We start from the raw sequence: 21,102 nt of genomic DNA on the forward strand, positions 1-21,102 counted from the left end.
TTGGGCGTCCCGCTCGCCTTCCTCTACGCCGAAACCGACACCATGGCCGAGGCCATCCTGACCTTGGGCCTGTTGTCCAAACCCGAGCAACGCAAGGCGTGGCCGACCTCAAAGCGCGGCTGGCGCAGGCGGGCACGCAGGGCGGTAGAAGCTAGCCCCCTGGCTCTGGCGGGTGGGGCTAAGATCCGTACAGGATCAGGATAGGGAGGTCTGCTGCTATGACTTCAAAGAGCACAGCGATCGTAGGGTTCATCGCGAACCTGATGCCGCTGTATGTACGAGAACGCGTCGGGGACGACTGGTGCGCTCGGTCCTTGATCGACGGAACTCTGATCCTTCCGGTTGACGAGGAGGCCTCCGGTGTCGCCCCCGTCCAAGAAGAGGGGTGGGTGCGCGTCCACTGGCAAGGCGACCCCGGTCGAGAGACTGAGACGCTTGGCTCTCACATGGCTTCGCTCGCGCTAGTTCGTTATATCGAAATGCAAAGTCTGGGGCAGCCCGCTAAGCGGGTTGCGTCGGAGTTCGAGTTTATGGCGTCCCATTTCTCGTTCAAGACCGAATGCTCGTTGGATATCCCTCGCGAGGCCGACGTATCCCCTGACTTGATTTCACTTCTCAAAACGACAGTTGGGCGTTGGGGCGAGAGAGCTGTCTTTGCTGCACTCATGAAGGCTCTTGGGGGGTAAAGCCACGGCGAAAGCCTACGGGCTTGAGCGCGCAGCAACAATGTTCCCACCCGGTGTTTCGGCTATCTCAACCGACCTCACGCACTCGGGCTTGGCTGCGTCCGCAGATAACGTCACTGACATCCCTCGGCCGGTGGCCAGGTAGATGCCGGTGCGCCGGTAGTGGTCGAGTTGAGTCGGCTCGGGCCGCGCTAGCGAAACCGCGAGTCGCACCGGCACGCAGGGCGCCGTGGCGAACTCCGCCATCAGATGGCCCCCCTCTTCCAACCGCAGATAGCGTTGCACCACGTACCCATCCCGTAGCGCCACCGGCATCTGTTGGAACGTGCGTTCTGCGGCCGAAGCAGGAACGGGCGTAGGAATGCGTCGCTGTAGCGCATCGGCAAGCCGATCGAAGCCGCTGGGGCCTTCGATCAGCGGCAAGGTGAAGAAATCTTCGATCCGGTTGCCTACGCTGTAATCAAGCGATTGCGGGCCGCCGGCTACCGTGGCGCAGGCGACAAGCAGCAACTGGACAAAACACATTGCCAGACGGTGCCCGGATGTCTTCATCGTCTTCTCCTTGAATCAGCGATCAGGCTAGTGCCGAATCGGTGCGGACGGGAAGGGATGGCGTACACGTTGAGGTTTAGTGCGATATCGGTGCTTCAAGCGCAACTGCGGGTATCGCGTAGCCGGGGACAGGACGATGGGGCAGAATGCGACCAAGCCATGGACCTGAAAATGACCATAGGCAACAGTGGCAGGCATAAGGAGCGTGCAATGCGCAGAGCCAAGCGGATAGTAGTTGCGACATGGCTGGGGATGTTGCTCATCCCATGCGCCGTATTGGTCGCCGGCCCATGAAGTCCATGACGTTTCCACGCGGTAGCGTCGTTCCGCTATTGCTGTGTTCGATGACGGCCAGCGCCTGCGCGCTCACCCCAGATGACAAGAAAGCTACGGGGAGTCTCGGCCCGATGTCGGCCGATACCTACAAAATCAGCCGGGCGAGCGAGTATCCCGAACTGACAGCCGAGGAAGCCGGGCGACGGGTTCTGAACCTGGTCGACGGGCTCGGGTCGTTGGACGAGCTTTCGTTGGGGCGCGTGATCGAGCGAACCAGAATTCCGCTCAAGTACGCCCCGGCCGGCAAGGTGCATGCCTTCGCCGTAGAACTGGCCCAGGAGGCTGGGTTCTATAACGTCATCTATCGTGACAAGGGCGGGCGGCGCTTCGTTGAAATACGGTACGAGGCGCCTGACAAGCCGGGGGCGGCCGACGCATTTCCTTGCGCACTGGGTACTGCCGAGGTGGCGGAGCGTCTGAAGACGCTGGGCTATGGCATGAGCACCGACGTTGATGAGATCGGCCGCACCCTCGAACACGTCTTCAGTCGAGGCGATGTGCGAGTGCGGATCGTGCCGAGCCAACACAGCATGTCCAGTCCGATCGGAACAGATACCTGTGTGGAAGTGTTGACCATTCTCGCGAAGGATTGACAGAAGGCTTGAGAAACTTGGACGAAGCTAAGAACCCCGGTGATCGAATTCATGAATGTGTCTTTGTCGCACCGGACCGCACTACTTGTGGTTCTCTATGCGTTGCAGCAGGGTTCCCGTCTGCCCGCCACATCTGAGAGCCGAGCGGTGCATGGAATGCGCAACTTTGAGTTTCGCCCCTTTCAACCGGTAGGCCGATTGGCTAGGCAACCCGGCGCGCTTCGCGCAATGGTGTTGGAGCCTCAGTGGCTCCAGACAGGTCTCGGCTCAACACGCGCTCGCTTCGCGATCAACCGGATATCACGATCCTTGTTGGCGGCGATGGTTCTCGTGCTAGGCAACGCGTGCACACACAAGCCCACAGTCAACCCATCCGTCCCTCCCAAGGAGCCGCATGGCATGACGTCGACCGAACCTTTTCGGAGCAACTCGCTTGCCGAGTACCCCGAGCTGACCCCGTTGGAAGTCGGCAATCGGGTGCTTCGGCTGTTGGATGGTTTGAAAACCACCGATGGTTTGACGCTTGATGAAGTAGCAGCCAAGACCGGGCTCCCACTGAAGTACGAGCCCCGGGGCAGGGCCCATGCGCTGATCATCAAACAGCAGGACTCGCCCTGGTTCTACAGTGTGGTCTATCGCGGCGCCAACCCGCCTATAGCGGTCGAACTGAATTATGCGTACGGCGGCGATGCCCCGCCGCCCGGGGAGCCGCGGTGCGGCTTGGAGTTGGACGTGGTGGCTAAACGGCTGAAAGATAATGGCTTCATGATGCGAATCGATGAGGATGGGATAGGCCAACCGCTCGCCTACATCTTTCGTCGCGACCGCGTTGATGTGATGGTGTTTGTGGCTTCGGACGCACCAGGGGAGCGGTCCGCAGCGCCGAGTCTGTGTATCGGCCAACTGATGATTACTTCGGCGGATTGAGCTCAACAGGCTAAGGACAGAGCGCCCATTGCAGCCTCAGAAGTGTGCCTAGTTCACGATTGCTTGTAGACAAAACGCGTTAACGATGCGGTTCATCAGAGTACGCATTGTTTCCATGGCCAGGGCTGGCGTAACCTCGGCCATGATTTCGAAGTCATAGGCATTGGGCAGGCATGGACGGGCCGCGAAACTTACGCATGAAGCGACCACCGCGGTGGGCATGGCTCGTGCTAGGTGCATTGCCCGCAGCCTTCCTCGCCTCGCCCTGTTTCGCTTATGCGCCGCCAACTTCCGTGTCAGGCTCTGCTCCAGCCGAGGGGCCACCCGACACGACGCCGGCTGATACCTATCGCATCAGCGCACTCTCCGAGCATCCGGACCTAACCCCTGAGGAGGCCGGCCGCCGAATGTTGCGGCTACTTGACGGGCTGGGTTCCATGGATGAGCTGACGACCGAACAGGTGGTCCTCAGAACGGGTCTGCCCCTGAAGTACGCACCCAAGGGAAAGGTCTACGCGTTTACGATTCAGATGCCTGACTCGCCTTGGTACTACGGCGTGACCTATCGCGACGAACGCGAAGCCAAGATGATCGAGCTGGAGTACTCGTACCCTGAGGGCAGCGCGCCTAGAGCACCCTTATGCGCTATGACAGTCGACGACTTAGCAAAGAAATTCAAGAAGGATGGCTTCTCCCTATGGATCGACGTGGACGAGTTAGGGCAGGCCTTGGCCTACTACTTCAAGCGTTCGCCACTTAGGGTTCGGGTGGTGCCGGGCGCAAGCGTTACTAACAACGAGACTGGAACGTATCGCTTATGCGTATCGCAGTTGATGATTACCAAAGCGAATTGAGGCCGTGCGGAAGCATATGAAGATCCTAATCAATTCCTCAGTGGTTTCGTTGCTGCTACTGAGTACCGGTAGCACCCTGTTAGCTGCTTGCGCCCATGCCACGTCGGTTGGCGCGATAGAGAATTCATCTGCCAAGGAGGCTTCCGGCATGACCTCAACCGAGACCTATAAACCGCAGCTTGCCAGCGACTACCCGGAAATCACGCCCGAGGAAATGGGGCGGCGCTTCCTGAAGTTGGTCGATGGGCTTAAGACGATCGACGACCTGACTCTCGAACGTATCATCGAGCAGACCAAACTGCCGATGAAGTACGCCCCGTTGGGCAAGGTGCACTCCTTCACCATCCACGAGCCGAAGTCTGGCTGGTACTACGGAGTGGACTTCTATCAGGACCCGGGCTCCGGTAGAAAGACGGCGCGCTTGGTATTCGGTAACCCGGCTGATAAAGAGGCCGACATGGGGCCGGTTTGCGGCATGAATTTCGCTGCGTACGCTTCCGCTCTGCAGGGAATGGGTTTCACGATGGCGGACACCCGGGATGAGCTCGGGCGGGTCGAAGACTATCGCTTCTATCGTCCTAAGATCAGCGTGATGGTGGCTCATCGATATCAGGCACGTTCACCGGAAGAGAAGTTAACCCTCTTCTGCGTGGAGTCGATATCGATTCATGCGGCGAACTGATCATGGCGAATCCGAATGATCAATTGGAAGCCGCGATCGGCAAGCTGGCAGCGCAGCCAGGCGTAACCTCAGATCAGGTGATGCAGTTAAGAGCCGCGATTGTGGCCGATGCTCAGCTACTGTCCCTCCTGAATCAAGATGCCCAGGCGGGGCATTTGCGAGGTTTCGCCTTGCAAGGGGCGGGTGGCCCGGCCAATCTGATCGGGACGTACGACTTGCAATCCGGCGTGGTGACCTTGCCACTGTCAAGCCTTCGGTCGACTGGCGTAGACCCGACGTCCGATCTTGCTGGTGCATTGAAGCTACAGGACATGTCGCTCAGATTCGGGCACAGCGTCTATAAGGATTTGTCGGGCCACCAGCAAGTTGTCACCCAGGAAATGGTCGACAACCTTCAGGGCAGCATTAATAGCTCGCCTGTTCTGGCTCAACAGGTCCAGAGTGCGGTGACTGCGGGGCCGAAGCCGCATCTGGAGAATTTCGCCATTTCGCCCGCGGAAGCGGGGTTGGGCGGAAGTTACGACGGAGTCAGCAAGACCTTGAGCTTGCCAGCGGTTGTTCTGCAGGCTGCAACGAGCACGAATACACAGGGGCGGTTCGATAGCGACAATTTGGCTTTCACGATTGCTCATGAAGTGCAACATGGGTTCAATCACGCAGGTAGGATGGCGGCGCTGGCTGCATTCGATAGGGACGTTACGCTGATCGCGCAGGATAGCAATCCGATCAATGACTATACGGTTCCTATCGAGAACCGTATCCAATCGGCCCGAGAAGATGAAGCCAAGGCTCAGATTGCAGCTTGGAATGCTCTAATCAGTAAGCATCAGCAAACGGGTTCGGCAAATCTGGAGAGTATCTACGGATTGCAAACAACGCGAGTGAACGACTTTCTAGAGTACGACGTCGCGGCAAAGCAGGTTGTCCCAAAGGCTGGCTTATCGCTCAACAACGATCTCACCTTGTCGGAAACTCCAGGTAATGTCGTTGCTACTGGGAAGCACTACTTCGATAAGTTTCCAAAAGGGCAGGCGGGTGTTCCCGTCGAGCAGACGTCGACATTAGGACCGCATCGGGAAGCAGATAACATCAACTACAGTGGCAGGGGCGCGATTTCAAGGGCGATCACGATCGATCGAGCCTATGCGCATCCGGTCGATGGCGTTGCTCCTCAGATGCATATAAACATGAAGCAGCTGCGCCTGGAGGAGCGCTTGATCGAGCGCTTAGGCCTAGGCATCACTCCGAATCCGAGTCAGCCGCAGGCTTACTACGACACTAGCCAGAATCCGCCGACGCTGCACCATTTCGAGCATACGAAAACCGGTCCGAATCTGAATCAGCATGTGCCTCTGGAGCTGCCCGGTGCCGAGGTTTTATCTGCGCCGAGGGCGCTTAGTCCGGCGCAATCGGGCCACCCCGACCACACGCTGTACTCGCAGATCGTCGCGCAGGTGAAGGAACAGGATCGCGTCAATGGGCGCAGTTGGGATCAGGTCAGCGAGCGGTTGAGCGCAAGCCTGTTGTCACTGGCGAAGGACAGCGGCCTGACCCGCGTCGACCACGTAGTCTTCAGCCAGAAGACCGACCGCGTTGCCGCTGGCGAGAACGTCTTCGTCGTGCAAGGCCGGCTGGACGATCCTGCTCATGTGCGCGCGCATATGAAGACCGAGGCGGCGGTACAGATGCCCGAAGCCGCATCGTTCCAGAAGGTTGAAGCGATGAACGAAAGATCGGCACAGGAGGCATTAAATGCGCCGCAGTTCCATCAAGCTCAAGATGAAGTGCAGAAGAATCCTGGCATAAGTCGATAGCCTTTAATGGGGCACAATATTCCGCTATGGCGTCGCCCGTATCTGGCCGGAATGCGGGTGACGAAGGAGGAAATATGGAATCCACGCGACAACTATCGTGGTGGTTTGCAGTCAGCTATGTTCTGAGCTCTGGTGTCGCTTCCCTGGTCAGTCCTGCACTGGCAGCTGATGCCGCGTACCGGACTCAAGAGATGGCTGAGGAGCCCAGCAATGCCGGGGCCAGCGCAGATTGCTCCGTAGTTTCCGAGATCGAGCCGCGCGAAGCATGCTTCGCTGCGAAGAGTGATGCAGAGATCGCGGAATGCGAGCGAGTCCGTATGCATGCCTGTAAGCCTTATAAGGAAATGCATGCATTGGATCGTGAATTGATCAAGGCGAGTCGTGACGTTCTGAGTCGGGCGCTCAGACAGTACGCATCCTATGTCGGCGGCGACGAAGCCTACCTCGACGATTTGTCCAGCCGGATGCAGACGTCAGATCGAATGTGGAGGGCATATCGAGATGCCGATTGTCGACTGGAGCCTTTCCTTCAAGGCATGTCTCGTCAAGAAGCTGATGGTCTCAGCGAGGCTTGCCGGGTCGAACGCACAAAGGCACGACTGCGCCAATTGCGTCAGCTCGCAGAGCCCTTGACGTCTGGGGAATAACTCAAGGATCGAGTCTATGCCCGTGTGGGCGGTGACCTCCAAGATCCAACAGCAAAAAAAACCGGGCCGCTTTCGCGGCCCGATTCGTATCTATCGCAGGTCTATTGCTTTACTCACTCAACAAACCGCGCCGTCCCCACGTCGTACCACGGGGTGCACAGCAACTGGCGGCCGGTGCTGGTGTCGCCGGTGGCGGTCCAGATGGGGCCGTGGTTGGTCTTGACCGGGTTGCGGAACTGCTTTTCGTCGAACGGCGCCACCGCGACGCACCAGCGCACGCGCTTGGGGGCGCTGGTGCCGGTGAAGCGGTGCACGAACTGATCGGCGAGTTCGCCGCCGGGCTTCAGTTCGACGACGAGCGGGGCGGAACCGAGCGGGTCGGCCGCGGCGGTGGCCGAGGGGGCGCCGGGGGCGTGCAGCAGCACGGTGCCGCCGTCTTGCTGTTCGACGCGCGGTGCGCCGACCGGGCCGGGGTTGAAGGTGGCGCCGGCGCGGTCGCCGTACACGCCGCGGTCGAACACGGCCAGGGCGCGGTCGGCGCTGCCGTTGCGCAGGCGGTAGCGCACCAGCAGGGTGTTGGCGTCGGCGCTGTAGTGGAACTCGGCGTGCAGGCTCGCTTCCTGGCCGTCCTGCACGCGCAGGCGGGTGTCGGCGGTGGCGGTGGTGGTGTCGGGCTGAGCGTTCATTCGGGTGTCTTCTGCAGGATGCGGTAGGCCATGCGCGCAGGCGGCGGCCAGCGAGGCGGCGAACACGGCGGAGGCCTTGAGCGCGTATCGCGGGCGGGCGGCGGTCGTGTGCTTCGCTGTCATCGGGCGGGTCTCGGCATGGGTCGTTGATTCACAGATGGGTGTGGGCGCGCCGCGCAGGCCCTGGGGCTGCGCGCGGCGGTCGCTCATCGGCGCATGCCGCCGGCGCTTTGCGCCGGTTCGGCCTGGGTTTGCTGCTGCGCCTGGGCCTGCGTTTCCGCCTGGGCTTGTTGCTCCTGGCGGTCGACGGCGTGGATGGCTTCGTGGCGCATGGCCTGCCCGGGCGGCTGCTCGGCCAAGGCGCGGGTGGCTTCGCGGGTGGCGCTGCGGTCGCCGGTTTCCATCGCCTGCAACAGCGCGTCCAGGTGGGCGTGGCTGTGGTTGTGCCCGCCGTTGGGGTTGGCGCCGGTCGCGCTGGGGTTGCCCGGGGCCGAGAACGCGCTCTTGGCGTCGACGCTGTAGTCCGGACGTCGCGTCAGGCCCATCTCGTCGCGCATGCCGTTTTCGGTCAGGTTGCGCGGGTTGGTCTTGGTGTCCGGCGTGGCCGCGTTGTGGTCGAAGTCGAAGGCGACGCCGCTGTTGTCCAGGCCGACCGCCTGGCGCTCGAAGTTGCGCACGCTGCCCGAGTCCGGGCCGGTGCCGCTGTACACGCCCTGCTGCAGGGTACCGCCGGTGATGTTGTAGGCGTGCGACATCTCGTGGTGCAGCACCACGGTGGGCGTTTCGAAGAAGTCGCTGTGGAACGAGGGGTTGTAGCTGATCACCGAATCCATGCCGGCGCCGCGCGTGGTCACGCCGGTGGCCGGGTCGGTCTGCAGGAAGGCGTCGTTGGTCAGCGAGGGGCCGGCGTAGCCGTTCATCTCGTTGCCCAGCTCGGTGATGCTGACGCTGTGGCCGGTGCCGATGGCGGGGCTGGCGTTGCGGTCCAGCTCGCTGAGCATTTCGCGGCCGTTGTTGGACGAGCGCAGCATGTCCAGGTCGGCTTCGACGCGCTGGCGGAAGGCGTCCGACGAGCCGGCGGCGACGGTGACCGTGGCGCCGACGTTGGTGGTCATGTCGACTTCGACCTGGGTGTTGCGCGCGCCGCGAGCCGCGGTGACGGTGTCTTCGCCGCTCTGGCCGTAGACGGTGTCGCGGCCGGAACGGTTGTCGACCGTGTCGGCGCCGGCGCCGGTGTAGACGCGGTCGTTGCCCTGGCCGCCGCGCAGGATGTCGTTGTCCTGGCCGCCGGACAGAATGTCGTTGCCCTGGCCGCCTTCGAGGGTGTCGTTGCCGCGCCCGCCTTCGAGGTAATCGCGGCCTTGGCCGCCGCGCAGGATGTCGTTGCCGTCGCCGCCGTAGACCACGTCGTTGCCGCCGCCGGCGTCGATGGTGTCGTTGCCGGTGTTGCCGAACACGTCGTCGCGGCCAAGGCCGGTGCTGATGGTGTCGTCGCCGGCGCCGCCGTCGACGCGGTCGCGCCCGCGGCCGGTGGTGATGGTGTCGTTGCCGTTGCCGCCCTGCACGTCCATGTTGACGCGCACGTTGGGGCCGGCGTGGATGATGTCGTTGCCGTCGCCGCCGCGCACGCCGAGCTGCTGCTGGGCGGCGAGGGTGATCTCGTACGGCTGGCCGTTGATCTGCACGTCGAGCACGCCGTTGGCGCGCTGGCTGACCTGCACGTTGTCGTCGCCGGCGCCGCCGTTGATGACGAGCAAATCGCTGAACTGGTCGCCGCCGGTCACTTGTTCACGGCTGATGACGATGTCGCCCTGGCGGAACAGTTCCTGCGAGACGATGCCCTTGCCGTCGGGGGTGCTGCGCGACAGATCGGGCGGCGGACTGCCGGGTGGGACGGTACCGCCGTTGATGACGGTGGGAGTGGGGCCTGCCATAGAGATTCTCCTTGGCGTTGAAAGGCTGACGAATGGGTAAGGCGCTCGGCGCAGCCGTGTTCCTGCCGAGCGGGTTGGATTCGCCGACTATAGGCGGACTGTGGGAGCGAAGGAAATCGGGGTCTCCGACCGACGCGACCAACGGTCCGGCCCGGGTGGGCGAGGCGCTGCCCCAGTCAGGCATAGGGGCCTGAAGTGGGAGCGCAGTCACAAGAAACGCGGTGGGTTCGGCGATCCGGCCAAGCCGGCCGCATCGATGGCCCGGCAACGCGCCTGTTCAGGGATATCAATGCCTGGCGCCTGCGAATGTCGGCGCGCTGCCCGTGGGGCTTCAATGCGCGGAGCTTTGCGGCTCGTGCGCGGCTGAACAGGCCGCCGGCCTTGCCGTATCCTGCCGCCCCATGCCCACCTATATCGCCTTGCTGCGCGCCGTGAATGTCGGCGGCACCGGAAAGCTGCCGATGGCCGAATTGCGTGCGATGTGCGAGGCCGCCGGCTTCGAGGACGTGCGCACCTACATCGCCAGCGGCAACGTGCTGTTCCGCACCGCCATGACCGCGAAGCGTGCGCAGGCGGCCTTGGAGCAGCGCTTGGCCGCGTATGCCGGCAAGCCGGTCGGGGTGATCGTGCGCACCCCGGCGGAGATGGCGCGCGCGTTGGCCGCGCAACCGTTCGTGGGCGCCGCGCCGAACCGCGCGGTGCTGATCTTTCTCGACGCGCCGCCGCCGGCCGATGCGTTGGCTGCGGTCAAGCATCGCAACGGCGAACAGATCGCCCTGGGCGAACGCGAGATCTACGTGCACTACGGAGAGGGCATGGCCGATTCCAAGCTCGTTATCCCCGCGGCCAAGGTCGGCACCGCGCGCAACTTGAATACGGTGGCGAAGTTGATCGAGATGGCGGGCGGTTGAGGGGCGCTGTCTTCACTGTCGTTTGCAACCGGCCTGGCATCGGCACCCAATTCTGAAAGGACTCGGATGAAACACCGCATTGCGCTTTGCATTGGCGTGGCTGCCTATCGGCCCGCGAAGGCTGCCCTGCCCAATCCGGTCAACGATGCCAAGCGCATCCATGCCGCGCTGCGGTCGCGCGGGTTCGACTCGACCTTGCTGACTGATCCGACGGCTGCGGAGCTGAGGGCGGCGTTGGATGCTTTGCGCGCCAGAGTCGACGGCTACGCTGGCGACCGCGTCTTCAGCGTGGTGCACTACGCCGGGCATGCGGTCGAGATCGGCGGCTACGGCGTGTTGATGCCGGTTGATTCGGTGTTCCCTGCGACCCCGCTGAGCCTGGATTGCGGCGGGGTTTCGGTGCTGGAGGTCGTCGACGCGCTGAAGGCAGGGCACGGCCCGAAGGTGGTGACGATCGACGCCTGCCGCGACGCGGCGCTGGGGTGGGACCCGCAGCAGATGCTCGATTTCACGCGTATCAGCACGCGGGAAACGCAGCGGCTGAAGCGGGCCGCGCAGGCCGACGACGTCGTCATCGCCTACTCGACCAGTGCCGGGCAGCCGGCCTACGACGGGACGGGCGGCAACAGCACCTATTGCAAGAAGTTCGAAGCGGCGTTGTTGCGGCACGATGCGACCATCGTCGAAAGCCTGGGCCAGTGCGGGCAGGAGGTGATTACCGAGAGCCACGCGCAGCAACGGCCCTGGATCTATACCACCGTCAGTGGCCGACCCGGTTTCAGCGACCTGCCGGTGTATGCGCTGGCGTGGTCGGCGGCGCTGCACCATCCGATGCTGTCTAGCACGCGTCTGCAGGAACGCGAGATGGATGCCGCAGTCGTGGTGAACGGCGAGGGACGTATGCAGTTGGTGAGGGACGGGGTCGTCCGCCGCTTCGTGGAGCATCCGAAGAAGTACACCGTAGCTACCGCCCGGGAGGACGAAGTGCTGCTCGCCGGGTCGAATGCCTTCGTGTCGCTGCAGGTGTCCGAGCCCGAGCGGGACTCGCCGTTGACGCCCGATGCGAAGCTGAAAATCAAGTGCGTCGATCCCTTCGGTATCAGCCAATCGCCCGACGGCATTCATGCCGTCGTTTATGGGCATGGCGGCTACAGCGTCATGCGTCGCGAACACGGACGCTGGCGCCTGCTTTGCTCCGACAGCCGACCTTCCGATGTCTATGGCGCGATATTCCAGTCCAACGAGGTGCTGCTTCTGTGCGGAACTTCGGACTCGGTTTGCCGCCTGGACTTGAGTGCAGACAAGCCGCTGCGCACCGACATCCCGTTGGAGAGTCGCCAACACGTCTACGACCTGGCCTGGGTCGAACACACGAAGCACCTGGTAGGCGTTTGCGACGGAGGCGTGGTGATCCGGATCGATACGCAGACCGGCAAGGTCGAGCAGCGGTCCATGTTCGAATGGCCCAGCGTCGATGTGCCGGGTGCCTACGGCCGGCTGAGGCATCACAGGCTCTCGTCCGAGGATGCGAATTTCTTCCTGTCCGACCCGGAGCGGTTCGAAGCCGAGCGCGGCGAGAGCATCTGGCACGAGACCGGACACGGGGGCCGACGGCCGACCTACCACCTGGTTTGTTGCGCAATGACCAAGGACCCGAGATTGCTTGCGATAGGCGCCGACCAGGGGTTGGTGTTCCTGGTCGACGTCCGCACCTTCGAGCACGTGGCGACGCTCGATGCTGGCAGCGGTATCGGGGTCGGGCTGCGCTGGATGACCTGCTCGCAGTTCGACGGCGCCATCCATGCCTTGGGCAACGACGGGGTGATTCGCTGCTTCGAGCCGATCCCGCCTTTCGTATAAGGCGCCGGGCCGCGACCGCTATCCCGTTTGGGGCTGAATCCGGGCTCAAGCCGGTGTCGGAGCGGCCTGGTCTGCAGGCTCCGGCCGCTTCCGGCCTCCGGCCCGCCGTACTAGACTCCGTCCATGCGAAATCCACTGCAAGATCAATTGCTCAAGGCCGGCCTGGTCAAGAAGGCCCAGGTGTCCCAGGTCGCGCGCGAGCAGGCCAAACAGCGCCAGGGCAAGGCGCCGCCCGCGCCTACCGCGGAGCAAATCGAGAGCGAGCGGCTGCGTGCCGAACGCGCCGAGCGCGACCGCGCGTTGTCGGCCGAGCGCAACGCGCAGGCGAAGGCGCACGAGCTGCGTGCGCAGGTCCGCCAGATCGTCGACACCCACAAGGTCAAGCGCGAGGGCGAGATCGCGTACGGCTTCACCGACGAAGGCAAGATCAAGAACGTGTTGATCAACACCGCGCTGCGCTCGCAACTGGCGAGCGGCGCCCTGGTGATCGCGCGCCACGACCAGGGCTATGAGCTGCTGCCGCGCGCCGCCGCGGAAAAGGTGTATGCCCGCGACCCGTCGATGATCGTGCTGGATCATGCCGGGCCCAAGGCCGAAACGCCGCCGAGCGAGGACGACGAGTACTACGCCCAGTTCCAGGTGCCGGACGATCTGGTCTGGTAAGGCCTTCGCGATGGTCTGTGCAAGCTCATCGCACCGACATGCCCTGACGACCTGAAACCCTCGCCATGCATCCGCCCCGGCCGGTTAGCGCACGCACCTACCGCTTCGCCTTGCGTTCGATCGAAGACCGTTTCGGTGCCGGCAACTTCGACGATGCCGGCGATGCGATCGTCGCTGCGTTGCGCGATGCCTACGCTCAAGCCGAGCGCTGCGCCGTCGATTTCAGTTTCGACACGGCGCATGCCAACCCTTGGTTTCATGCGTTGGTGGTGGCGATAGATCCGTTGCCGGAGTCAGCACACGCAGGGTTCCTGGCACGGCTCACCGAAGTCGGCCTTCAGCCGGAAGGTCTCTAGATCTTCATGTGTCATCAAGCGCATTGCGCCTCTATGCGCGTTAGCAGCTGCTTGTTGCATCGGAAACTGTAGCGCCGACGACGTCGGCGCTACTTTCAGTTGCCGTTGTTGCGTGCACGCGCTTGACGTAGGCTTCGAGGCATAAGAACCGATCGAGTCGAGATCGGCGAGTCATCGCCATCGCCATCGTCGCGTAGTCCGAACTTTTCTTGCCATGGAGGCATCGATGCGCACCGAGTTCTGCATCTTCCCGCTAATACTGATGCTCGGGGTTTCCGCCTGCGGCGAGCACAAGCCCCGCGTGGACCGGATGACCGCGGAGCTGCAAGCCAAGTACAAGCGCAATCCGGCCCCGAAGCAGCCCTACCAGATCACCCTGACGCTGGCCGATGCACCGGGACCGTTCGCCAAGATAGAGGGCTCTGTCTACTATGAGGCGCGCGATTGCGACTACATGCCGGACCGGATCGCGGGCTTCTTCTTGACTCCGTCGATCAACCTGCCAATGAGCTATACCAAGGTCGACGAGACTTCTTACGTCGCCACGGTCCACGCCGATGCGATGCTCGACGAGGATTATCTTGGCGAGGGCATCTGTCATTGGCAACTAACCTCGTTGAATGCGCAGCTCAAGGCGACCGGTGCCGAGCCTGAGACGAATTTCATCGCCAGCCTGATGAATGAAGATGTGACGGCGCAGCGAGCGATAACGAACTACTACTGGAAAGAGCGGTATCCGCGCAGCGAAGTTACGGACTATCCGGATATGGGCGAGGAAGATCGGGATGCCTTCCGGCCCGAAATCCGCGATGAACTCTTTGCTATCACCCTGCTGCCGAGGGCAACGACGCCATGAGCTTGGCGAGTGTTGCTGGCCGGTCATTGGGCAACGGGCGAGCCCCCTCGCCCGTACCAACGCCATCGCAACTTTCGGTTGCCGTTGCGGCAATCTCCCACCTGACGTAGGCTCGGACCCATAAAGGCCCGGCCTTGACCCGGGTCGGGACCGTCGCGGTACTGCCGCCCCCGGCCCGTCCCTTAATCATCTCTTGCCATGGAGGCATCGATGCGCGGTGAGCTTCGCACCTTTTGTCTTCTGCTGGCGTTGAGTACTTCCGCCTGTAGCGCTCCCGAGACTGCAATGACTTCCGACAAATCCTCGCCCGATTCCGCTCCCTCGACGGCTGAGCTGGAAGCCAAGTACAAACGTAATCCGGCTCCCAAGCAGCCGTATCAGATCGTGCTAAGCGTGAAGGATGCCCCGGGGCCGTTGACCAAGGCGGAGGGCTTCATTCGCTATGAGGCACCCGATTGCAGCTATGTGCCCGATCCGATCGCCGGTGTGCGAATAAATCCTTCGCACACGCTGCCGATCGAGTACACAAAGGTTGATGAGAATACTTTTGCGGCCACGATTTATGCCGATGGGATGCTCGATGAAGATTATCTTGGGAAGGGCGTTTGCCATTGGCAGCTGATGAGCGTCAACTCATCGCTGCGGGCTACCGGCGCTAAAACCGATGTTGGTTATGTTGCGAATTTGTTGGCCGATGAAGTGCATGCGCAGAAGGCTCGGACTAACTACTACGTAAAGTACGAGTACCCAGGGGACGATCCGTCCGAACTTATCGATATCGGCAAAACTGATCCGAGCCGATACAAGGCGGAACTTCAGGGGCAACTGTTCACCATCACTTCGACACCTAAGGCAGGGACGCCATGAGCCTTAACAGTCAGCAGTATGCCGCTCTCGCGGATGATTCCTATAAAAAGCACGATAAGGGCGAAGACGTCACCCTTGACGGCGTGAAGTACACGGTACTCAAGCACGTAGATAAGCCTTCGGGTTACCAGGGGACGATCTATCAGCGTGCCGACACCGGCGAGATCATCGTTGCTCACCGCGGCACCGAATTTGATCGCGAGATGATCAAGGACGGTCTGACCGATGCTGGTATGGCCACCAATCGCACCAATTCGCAGGCAAAGGACGCACTTGCGTTGACCCGCGACGCGCTGAAAGAAGCGGAGCGCATTGGCCGTGCTGATCCGCCCGCTCCCGAAGTCACCGTCACCGGCCATTCCCTGGGCGGCACACTCGCGCAGATCACCGCCCACCATTACGACCTGCGCGGCGAGACCTTCAATCCTTACGGCGCGGTCAGCCTGGGCTATCGTATCCCGGAAGGCGGCAACCGCGTCACTAACCACGTGATGGCGGGCGACCCGGTCAGTGCGGCCAGTGACCATTACGGCAAGGTCAAGGTTTACGCGACGCCGCAGGAAATCGCGACGATGAAGGACCGCGGCTACGAGAACAACCGCAGTGTCTTCGACGCGCGCAATATGGCCGGCGCGGTCAAGGACATGGTCGTTCCCTCGCACCGTATGGACAACTTCCTTGACAGGGACACGAACGGCAAGCCTGATCGCTCGGTGCTCGGTGATCCGCAGACGCAGCGGCTGGCGCAGCAGTACGACCCGATGATCGACAAGTACCGCGGCGACGTCGAAAACACCCGAAAGGGCGTTACCCATATTTCGCGTAATCCGCTCGAACGGGTCGGCGATGCGATCGACGACATTCGCGGCCCGATCAAGGCCGGCGAGCCGGGGCGCAAGGAAGAGCGCCACGCGCCGGCCGTGCCGGAACGGCACTCGGCGCCGCTGCACCTCAATCCCTATGCGCCCGGCAAGAGCATTCCCGACTACATCCATCCGGGCAGGGAGCAGCCGTCCGGCCCGGGCATTCCGTTCCGCAACGCGACCACTTCGGTTGGCGGCGATCCTTCGGCCTTCCTCGACCGCATGTTGGCGGCGTCGCAGAACGGCGACCGCGATACCTTCCGGCAAATGACCCAGGACGCCGCATCGGCGCCGCCGGGGCGCGCGCTGCGCGAAGAAGCGGTGGCGACGGTGGACCGGCAGGAACAGGCGCTCGCCCAACAGGCGTCGGTGCAGCAACAGGCGCAGGCGGCCGAACAGGCTTCGCCGGCACGCAGCGGCCCGCGCATGGCCTGATCGGCGCGTCCGGTGGTGTGAGGCAGCGGGACCTTAGGCAAACAGGCACGGTTTGAGATCGCACCGAGGAGCGGTTGGATGCAACAGGACGAGTTGATGGGCTTGGTCAGCAAGACCGCGGCCTTGATGGAGCAGTTCGAACGTCGCTGCGAAGAGATCGAGCAACACCAACGGGCGGTCTATCAGCAGTTGCAGCAGCTCGCGCAGCAAGTGCCCGGGGTGGTGCGGCAGTCGGCCGACGAGAGTCTGCGTAATCTGCCCGGTGCGGTGATGGGCAAGCTGGAGAGCGGCCTGTCGCAGCCGGTCGGCGCCTACGAGCGCCGCCTGCAGGATGCCGGCGGCCTGCTGCAGGAGGGCTCGCAGTCGCTCGCCGCCCAGCTCAAGCGCATGGAGTGGCTGCACAAGCAGCTGATCTGGAAAGTGGTCGGTGCGGCGCTCGGCAGCGTGCTGTTGCTGCTTGCGGGCGGCGGTTGGCTGCTGTGGCAGTACCGTGCCGACATCAACGAGAACCGGGTCGCCGCCGACCTGCTGCGCGCCTACAACCAGGCCGACGTAACCCTGTGCGACGGCCAGCTCTGCGCCAACGTCGATCCGAAGGGCAAGACCTACGGCGACAAAAAACAGTACCGGCCGGTGCAAGCCCGTCCCTGATCGGCCCCGATCGGCCTCGGTCTGCGCAGGTCGTCTTGGCGCCTGCGCTGGCTGCGCGATTCGCGGCCCGCTTCGTTTCCCGAAGACTTCGACCCCACCCGAGTCGGCCCGGCCATCTGCGGTCGGCCTGCGGCTTGCCGCGAACTGCGGTGACCGCGGCGTGGCTGTTCCGATCGGCCCGCATCCCGTCGGCGATCGAATGTTTCGGCCCGGATCGAATTGAGGACCGATTCTGTCCTCTATGGCGGTTATCTTGGTCCTGCCGCGCAAGACCGGTATCCATCACTCCGAGGCCCTTATGCTCACTCTGATCCACGCACCGCATTCCCGCTCGACGCGCATCATCTCGCTGCTCAAGGAACTCGACGCCCTGGCCGACGTCGAGGTCCGCACGGTCGACATCCAGCGCATGGGCCAGGCGTTCGACGGCGATGCGCGCAACCCGCATCCGGAAGGCAAGGTGCCGCTGTTGATCCACGACGGCGTGGAGATTTGGGAAAGCCCGGCGATCATCCTTTACCTCACCGACCTGTACGCGCAGCGCAAGTTCGGCGCGGCGGTCGGCGACAAAGACCGCGGCCGTTATCTGTCGTGGCTGAGCTGGTACGGCGGCGTGGTCGAGCCGGTGCTGCTGCTGGGGGCGGCCGAGATCAGCCATCCCTATGTCCATGCCACCTTCCGCGGCCCGCAGCAGCTGCATGAGCGGCTGGCCAAGGCCTTGGCCGACCAGCCGTATCTGATGGGCGAGCACTACACCGCCGCCGACCTGCTGCTGCACTCGCCGTTCGCCTGGTTCCCCGACAGCGCGCCGCAAGACCCGGCGGTGCAGGCCTGGATCAAGCGCTGCGGCGAGCGTCCGTCGCTGCAATTCGCCACCGAATACGACGCCGCGCTGGCGGCCTGAGCCGCGGCACGGATCCGGCGCGACGTATCCGCCGCGCATCCGCGCGGCGGTGCGCAGGGCCGGACACGCGCTGCTGAACGCGCGTCCGGCGCTGCCGGCCGTCGCGGGGCGATACGCACCGTTCGCGCAATGGCGTTAATCGAATGCGCAAACGACGCTTGACCTCAATCGCGCTTGAGGCCTTACCGTGGGCCGCACTTCAACGCGATCGAGGGCCACGCGATGTCGCCACGCCTGCAAGACCTCAGCACCTATCTGCAACGCCTGGGCTACCCGAGCGCGCCGCCGCCGACCCTGGACAGCCTGCGCGAGTTGCAGCGGCGGCATACCGCCGAATTTCCGTTCGAGACCCTGGCGACCTTGCTGCGCATGCCGGTGCCGATCGACCTGACCTCGCTGGAGCGCAAGCTGCTGCACGAAGGCCGCGGCGGCTATTGCTTCGAACTCAACCGGATGTTCCTGGCCCTGCTGCAGCAACTGGGTTTCGACGCGCGTGGCCTGACCGGCCGGGTGCTGATGGGCGGCCCCGAGGACGCCCTGCCGGCGCGCACGCATCTGCTGGTGCTGGTGACGATCGACGGCGTGCGCTACATCGCCGACGTCGGCTTCGGCGGCATGGTGCCGACCGCGCCGCTGCGCCTGGACACGGACGAAGCGCAGGCGACGCCGCACGAGTTCTATCGTGTGCAACCGCGCGACGGGCAGTACGTGTTGCGCGCCCAGGTCGGCGAGGAATGGCGGGCCATGTACGTGTTCGATCTGCAGCAGCAGGTCGACATCGATTTCGTAGTCGGCAATTGGTACGTCTCGGCGCATCCCGAATCGCCCTTCCTCGGCCAGTTGTTCGTCGCCCGCACCGGCGAGGGGTTACGCAAGACCTTCAACAACGGCAGCTTCGCCGTGCACCGGCTCGGGCAAGACAGCGTGCGCCGCGAACTGCCCGATGCCGACAGCGTGATCGAGGTGCTGCGCGAGGAGTTCGATATCCGCGTGCCGGCGCATCCGCAGTTGCATGAGGCGATCGAGCGCCTGCTGGCCAAGCCGGTGGCGGCGTGAATCGGGGCGGACGGTAGTGCGGCGCACCGGCTTGCCGAAATAACCGCACGAATCCTTCCCCTGCGGGAGCGACGTTCCACAGGATTTCCTTCGGTAACCCTTCGAGCGCGCGCCGTTACGGGGGGAGAGCGCGGTCGCGGCTTGCGCCGCTCCTACCCCTTAACGGCGACGCTGCCTAGACAAGGACTGGGCGATACTGCGCCGGCATCGGAGCGGACGACCATGGCCCAGAACATCTACGACGATCCGGCCTTCTTCGAAGGCTATTCGCAGCTGCGGCGTTCGATCGAAGGCTTGGTGGGCGCGCCGGAGTGGCCGGCGCTGCAGGCGCAGCTGCCGGAGCTGGGCGGTTGCCGGGTGATCGACCTGGGCTGCGGTTACGGTTGGTTCTGTCGCTACGCGCGGATGCAGGGTGCGGCGCAGGTCGTGGGTGTCGACGTATCCGAGAAGATGCTCGAACGCGCGCGGGCTACGACCCAAGATGAAGGTATTGCCTACGTTCGTGCCGATCTGGATCACTTCGATCCGGGCGAGGCTGCGTTCGATCTGGTCTACAGCTCGCTGACCTTGCACTACCTCGACGATCTGCCGGGCTTGCTGGCGAAGGTCCATCGCGCGCTGGTGCCGGGCGGACGCTTGCTGTTTTCCGTCGAGCATCCGATCTACACCGCGCCTGCGCATCCGGGCTGGTCAAGCGATGTCGACGGCCGCAAAACCTGGCCGGTCAACGGATATCAGAGCGAAGGCCCGCGCGTTACCCATTGGTTCGCTCCCGGCGTGCGCAAAGTGCACCGTACCCTCGGCACCTATCTCAACGGTTTGATCGCGGCCGGGTTCCGTATCGCCCACGTCGAGGAGTGGGGGCCGAGTGACGCCCAGGTCGCGCAGACGCCCGCGCTGGAAGAAGAACGCGAGCGGCCAATGTTGTTGCTGGTGGCGGCGCAACGTCCAGACTAGGGGTAGGGGCGACGTCCTACTGGATTTCCTGCGGTCACGAGTCGCGACCGCGAATCTGCAAGTTTGCGTCGCACGCTTCGTTTGGCGCGTCGTCGTTACGTTCGGGTGACGAACGCATGAGCGCTTCCTGAAAATCGCACCCGTGCGAGAAAAGATTCAGCCAAAGCCTTCCTTGCATCGGCGATGACCGCATGAACACGCGAGTGTTCATGCCGCGTTTGCGCGGCCTGTCGAAAATCGAGACTCCCCCACGCACAGGAGTACGCCATGAAGCCGCTCATGCTCGCGCTCGCCCTGGCGGCCTGCATCCCCGTCGCTGCCGTAGCGCAAACGCCGCAAGCCAGCGAGGCCCTGACCGAACACCAAATCCGCACGCGTCTGGCCGAACAGGGCTATACCAAGGTCAACGATCTCAAGTTCGGCGACGGCGTATGGCATGCCGATGCGCGCAGCGGCGACGGCAACCGGGTCCAGGTCCGACTCGACCCGCGCACCGGCACGGTCTATCCCAACGAGCAGGTCGCGCGCATGAGCGAACGCGATGTACGCGCGGCGCTGGCGGCGGCCGGCTACACCAACGTCCACGACGTCGATTACGAGGACGGTATCTGGAACGCCGAGGCCGACAGCCCGACCGGCAAGGACGTCGAAGTGAAGATCGATCCGAACACCGGTAAGGTCATCGGTACCGAGAAGGATTGATGCTGCGTGGCCCCGATGCGGCCGCTCCCTCGGGGGCGGCCGCATCGCTGTGGACCGCTCCGTTCGAACCTGATCACCACGGGATGCGCGCAAATCTTCATTGGCTGCGGCCGAAATACGGCGCGAGAGCGATACAGCGCGGTCGCGGCTTGTGACCGTAGGAAATCCAGTAGGACGCCGCTCCTACCCTAAGAGCGAGATTCGTCGTTGCCGTTGCCGTTGCCGAGAGGTTGATCTGCTTTGCCGCTTTACCGGTCAAGTGGAGACCCGGAGGGCGCCGCACAGGACGTGCGGCGTTTTCCGATAAGAC

The 21,102-nt window shown here is 63.3% G+C and carries 21 protein-coding genes and 1 pseudogene; 19 read left to right on the forward strand and 3 right to left on the reverse strand.

Annotated elements, in window-relative coordinates; genetic code table 11:
• Positions 1-204, forward strand: a pseudogene (locus ACTJJK_RS21540) (hypothetical protein); the annotation flags it as partial.
• Positions 205-701: 497 nt separating this feature from the next.
• On the opposite strand, the gene ACTJJK_RS21545 reads toward ACTJJK_RS21540, so the two are convergent.
• Positions 702-1,238 (reverse strand): hypothetical protein, encoded by a 537-nt coding sequence (locus tag ACTJJK_RS21545; RefSeq protein ID WP_440731213.1) that lies wholly within the window; start codon positions 1,236-1,238, stop codon positions 702-704.
• A gap of 290 nt (positions 1,239-1,528) precedes the next feature.
• On the opposite strand from ACTJJK_RS21545, the gene ACTJJK_RS21550 reads away from it, so the two are divergent.
• The 6 genes from ACTJJK_RS21550 to ACTJJK_RS21575 all read left to right on the forward strand — a co-directional run bounded on the left by ACTJJK_RS21550 (position 1,529) and on the right by ACTJJK_RS21575 (position 7,091).
• Entirely contained in the window at positions 1,529-2,167 is a 639-nt protein-coding gene (locus ACTJJK_RS21550) for a hypothetical protein (RefSeq protein ID WP_440731214.1), read from the forward strand.
• A 399-nt stretch (positions 2,168-2,566) separates the two neighbouring features.
• The gene (locus tag ACTJJK_RS21555) at positions 2,567-3,094 is read left to right on the forward strand and encodes a hypothetical protein (protein ID WP_440731215.1); all 528 of its coding nucleotides are present in this window, start codon (positions 2,567-2,569) and stop codon (positions 3,092-3,094) included.
• A gap of 437 nt (positions 3,095-3,531) precedes the next feature.
• Positions 3,532-3,948, forward strand: a complete 417-nt coding sequence (locus ACTJJK_RS21560; RefSeq protein WP_440731216.1) for a hypothetical protein — start codon at positions 3,532-3,534, stop codon at positions 3,946-3,948.
• A 148-nt stretch (positions 3,949-4,096) separates the two neighbouring features.
• The gene (locus tag ACTJJK_RS21565) at positions 4,097-4,630 is read left to right on the forward strand and encodes a hypothetical protein (RefSeq protein WP_440731217.1); all 534 of its coding nucleotides are present in this window, start codon (positions 4,097-4,099) and stop codon (positions 4,628-4,630) included.
• 2 nt (positions 4,631-4,632) lie between these two features.
• The gene (locus tag ACTJJK_RS21570; RefSeq protein WP_440731218.1) at positions 4,633-6,444 is read left to right on the forward strand and encodes an XVIPCD domain-containing protein; all 1,812 of its coding nucleotides are present in this window, start codon (positions 4,633-4,635) and stop codon (positions 6,442-6,444) included.
• A gap of 74 nt (positions 6,445-6,518) precedes the next feature.
• On the forward strand, positions 6,519-7,091 hold the full coding sequence (locus ACTJJK_RS21575) for a lysozyme inhibitor LprI family protein (RefSeq protein ID WP_440731219.1): 573 nt from the start codon (positions 6,519-6,521) through the stop codon (positions 7,089-7,091).
• 113 nt (positions 7,092-7,204) lie between these two features.
• Here ACTJJK_RS21575 and ACTJJK_RS21580 read toward each other — a convergent pair whose 3' ends face one another.
• Both ACTJJK_RS21580 and ACTJJK_RS21585 read right to left on the reverse strand, forming a co-directional pair.
• The gene (locus ACTJJK_RS21580; RefSeq protein ID WP_440731220.1) at positions 7,205-7,777 is read right to left on the reverse strand and encodes a hypothetical protein; all 573 of its coding nucleotides are present in this window, start codon (positions 7,775-7,777) and stop codon (positions 7,205-7,207) included.
• A 206-nt stretch (positions 7,778-7,983) separates the two neighbouring features.
• A complete protein-coding gene (locus ACTJJK_RS21585) occupies positions 7,984-9,711 on the reverse strand; it encodes a M91 family zinc metallopeptidase (RefSeq protein ID WP_440731221.1) in 1,728 nt (575 codons plus the stop codon).
• 221 nt (positions 9,712-9,932) lie between these two features.
• On the opposite strand from ACTJJK_RS21585, the gene ACTJJK_RS21590 reads away from it, so the two are divergent.
• From ACTJJK_RS21590 to ACTJJK_RS21645, 12 genes are all read left to right on the forward strand, one after another.
• Positions 9,933-10,622: a DUF1697 domain-containing protein gene (locus ACTJJK_RS21590; protein WP_440731222.1), complete on the forward strand. Its 690-nt coding sequence runs from the start codon at positions 9,933-9,935 to the stop codon at positions 10,620-10,622.
• Between the two features lie 66 nt (positions 10,623-10,688).
• Positions 10,689-12,482: a caspase family protein gene (locus ACTJJK_RS21595; RefSeq protein WP_440731223.1), complete on the forward strand. Its 1,794-nt coding sequence runs from the start codon at positions 10,689-10,691 to the stop codon at positions 12,480-12,482.
• A 123-nt stretch (positions 12,483-12,605) separates the two neighbouring features.
• On the forward strand, positions 12,606-13,145 hold the full coding sequence (locus ACTJJK_RS21600) for a DUF2058 domain-containing protein (RefSeq protein ID WP_440731224.1): 540 nt from the start codon (positions 12,606-12,608) through the stop codon (positions 13,143-13,145).
• 110 nt (positions 13,146-13,255) lie between these two features.
• Positions 13,256-13,501: a hypothetical protein gene (locus ACTJJK_RS21605; RefSeq protein ID WP_440731225.1), complete on the forward strand. Its 246-nt coding sequence runs from the start codon at positions 13,256-13,258 to the stop codon at positions 13,499-13,501.
• A gap of 226 nt (positions 13,502-13,727) precedes the next feature.
• The gene (locus ACTJJK_RS21610; protein WP_440731226.1) at positions 13,728-14,357 is read left to right on the forward strand and encodes a hypothetical protein; all 630 of its coding nucleotides are present in this window, start codon (positions 13,728-13,730) and stop codon (positions 14,355-14,357) included.
• Positions 14,358-14,642: 285 nt separating this feature from the next.
• Positions 14,643-15,224, forward strand: a complete 582-nt coding sequence (locus ACTJJK_RS21615) for a hypothetical protein (protein ID WP_440731227.1) — start codon at positions 14,643-14,645, stop codon at positions 15,222-15,224.
• The gene (locus ACTJJK_RS21620) at positions 15,221-16,522 is read left to right on the forward strand and encodes a lipase family protein (RefSeq protein WP_440731228.1); all 1,302 of its coding nucleotides are present in this window, start codon (positions 15,221-15,223) and stop codon (positions 16,520-16,522) included. Before ACTJJK_RS21615 ends, ACTJJK_RS21620 begins: the two co-directional genes overlap by 4 nt.
• 78 nt (positions 16,523-16,600) lie before the next feature.
• Positions 16,601-17,173, forward strand: a complete 573-nt coding sequence (locus ACTJJK_RS21625; protein ID WP_440731229.1) for a relaxation protein — start codon at positions 16,601-16,603, stop codon at positions 17,171-17,173.
• Between the two features lie 298 nt (positions 17,174-17,471).
• Complete coding sequence (locus ACTJJK_RS21630; RefSeq protein WP_440731230.1) at positions 17,472-18,077, forward strand: glutathione S-transferase family protein; 606 nt, start codon at positions 17,472-17,474, stop codon at positions 18,075-18,077.
• A 222-nt stretch (positions 18,078-18,299) separates the two neighbouring features.
• On the forward strand, positions 18,300-19,133 hold the full coding sequence (locus ACTJJK_RS21635; RefSeq protein ID WP_440731231.1) for an arylamine N-acetyltransferase family protein: 834 nt from the start codon (positions 18,300-18,302) through the stop codon (positions 19,131-19,133).
• A 222-nt stretch (positions 19,134-19,355) separates the two neighbouring features.
• Entirely contained in the window at positions 19,356-20,090 is a 735-nt protein-coding gene (locus ACTJJK_RS21640; RefSeq protein WP_440731232.1) for a class I SAM-dependent methyltransferase, read from the forward strand.
• A 267-nt stretch (positions 20,091-20,357) separates the two neighbouring features.
• Entirely contained in the window at positions 20,358-20,792 is a 435-nt protein-coding gene (locus ACTJJK_RS21645) for a PepSY domain-containing protein (protein WP_440731233.1), read from the forward strand.
• The last annotated feature ends 310 nt before the right edge of the window (positions 20,793-21,102 follow it).

The sequence above is a fragment of the Lysobacter sp. 22409 genome (assembly GCF_052045105.1).
Classification (GTDB): domain Bacteria; phylum Pseudomonadota; class Gammaproteobacteria; order Xanthomonadales; family Xanthomonadaceae; genus Lysobacter; species Lysobacter antibioticus_B.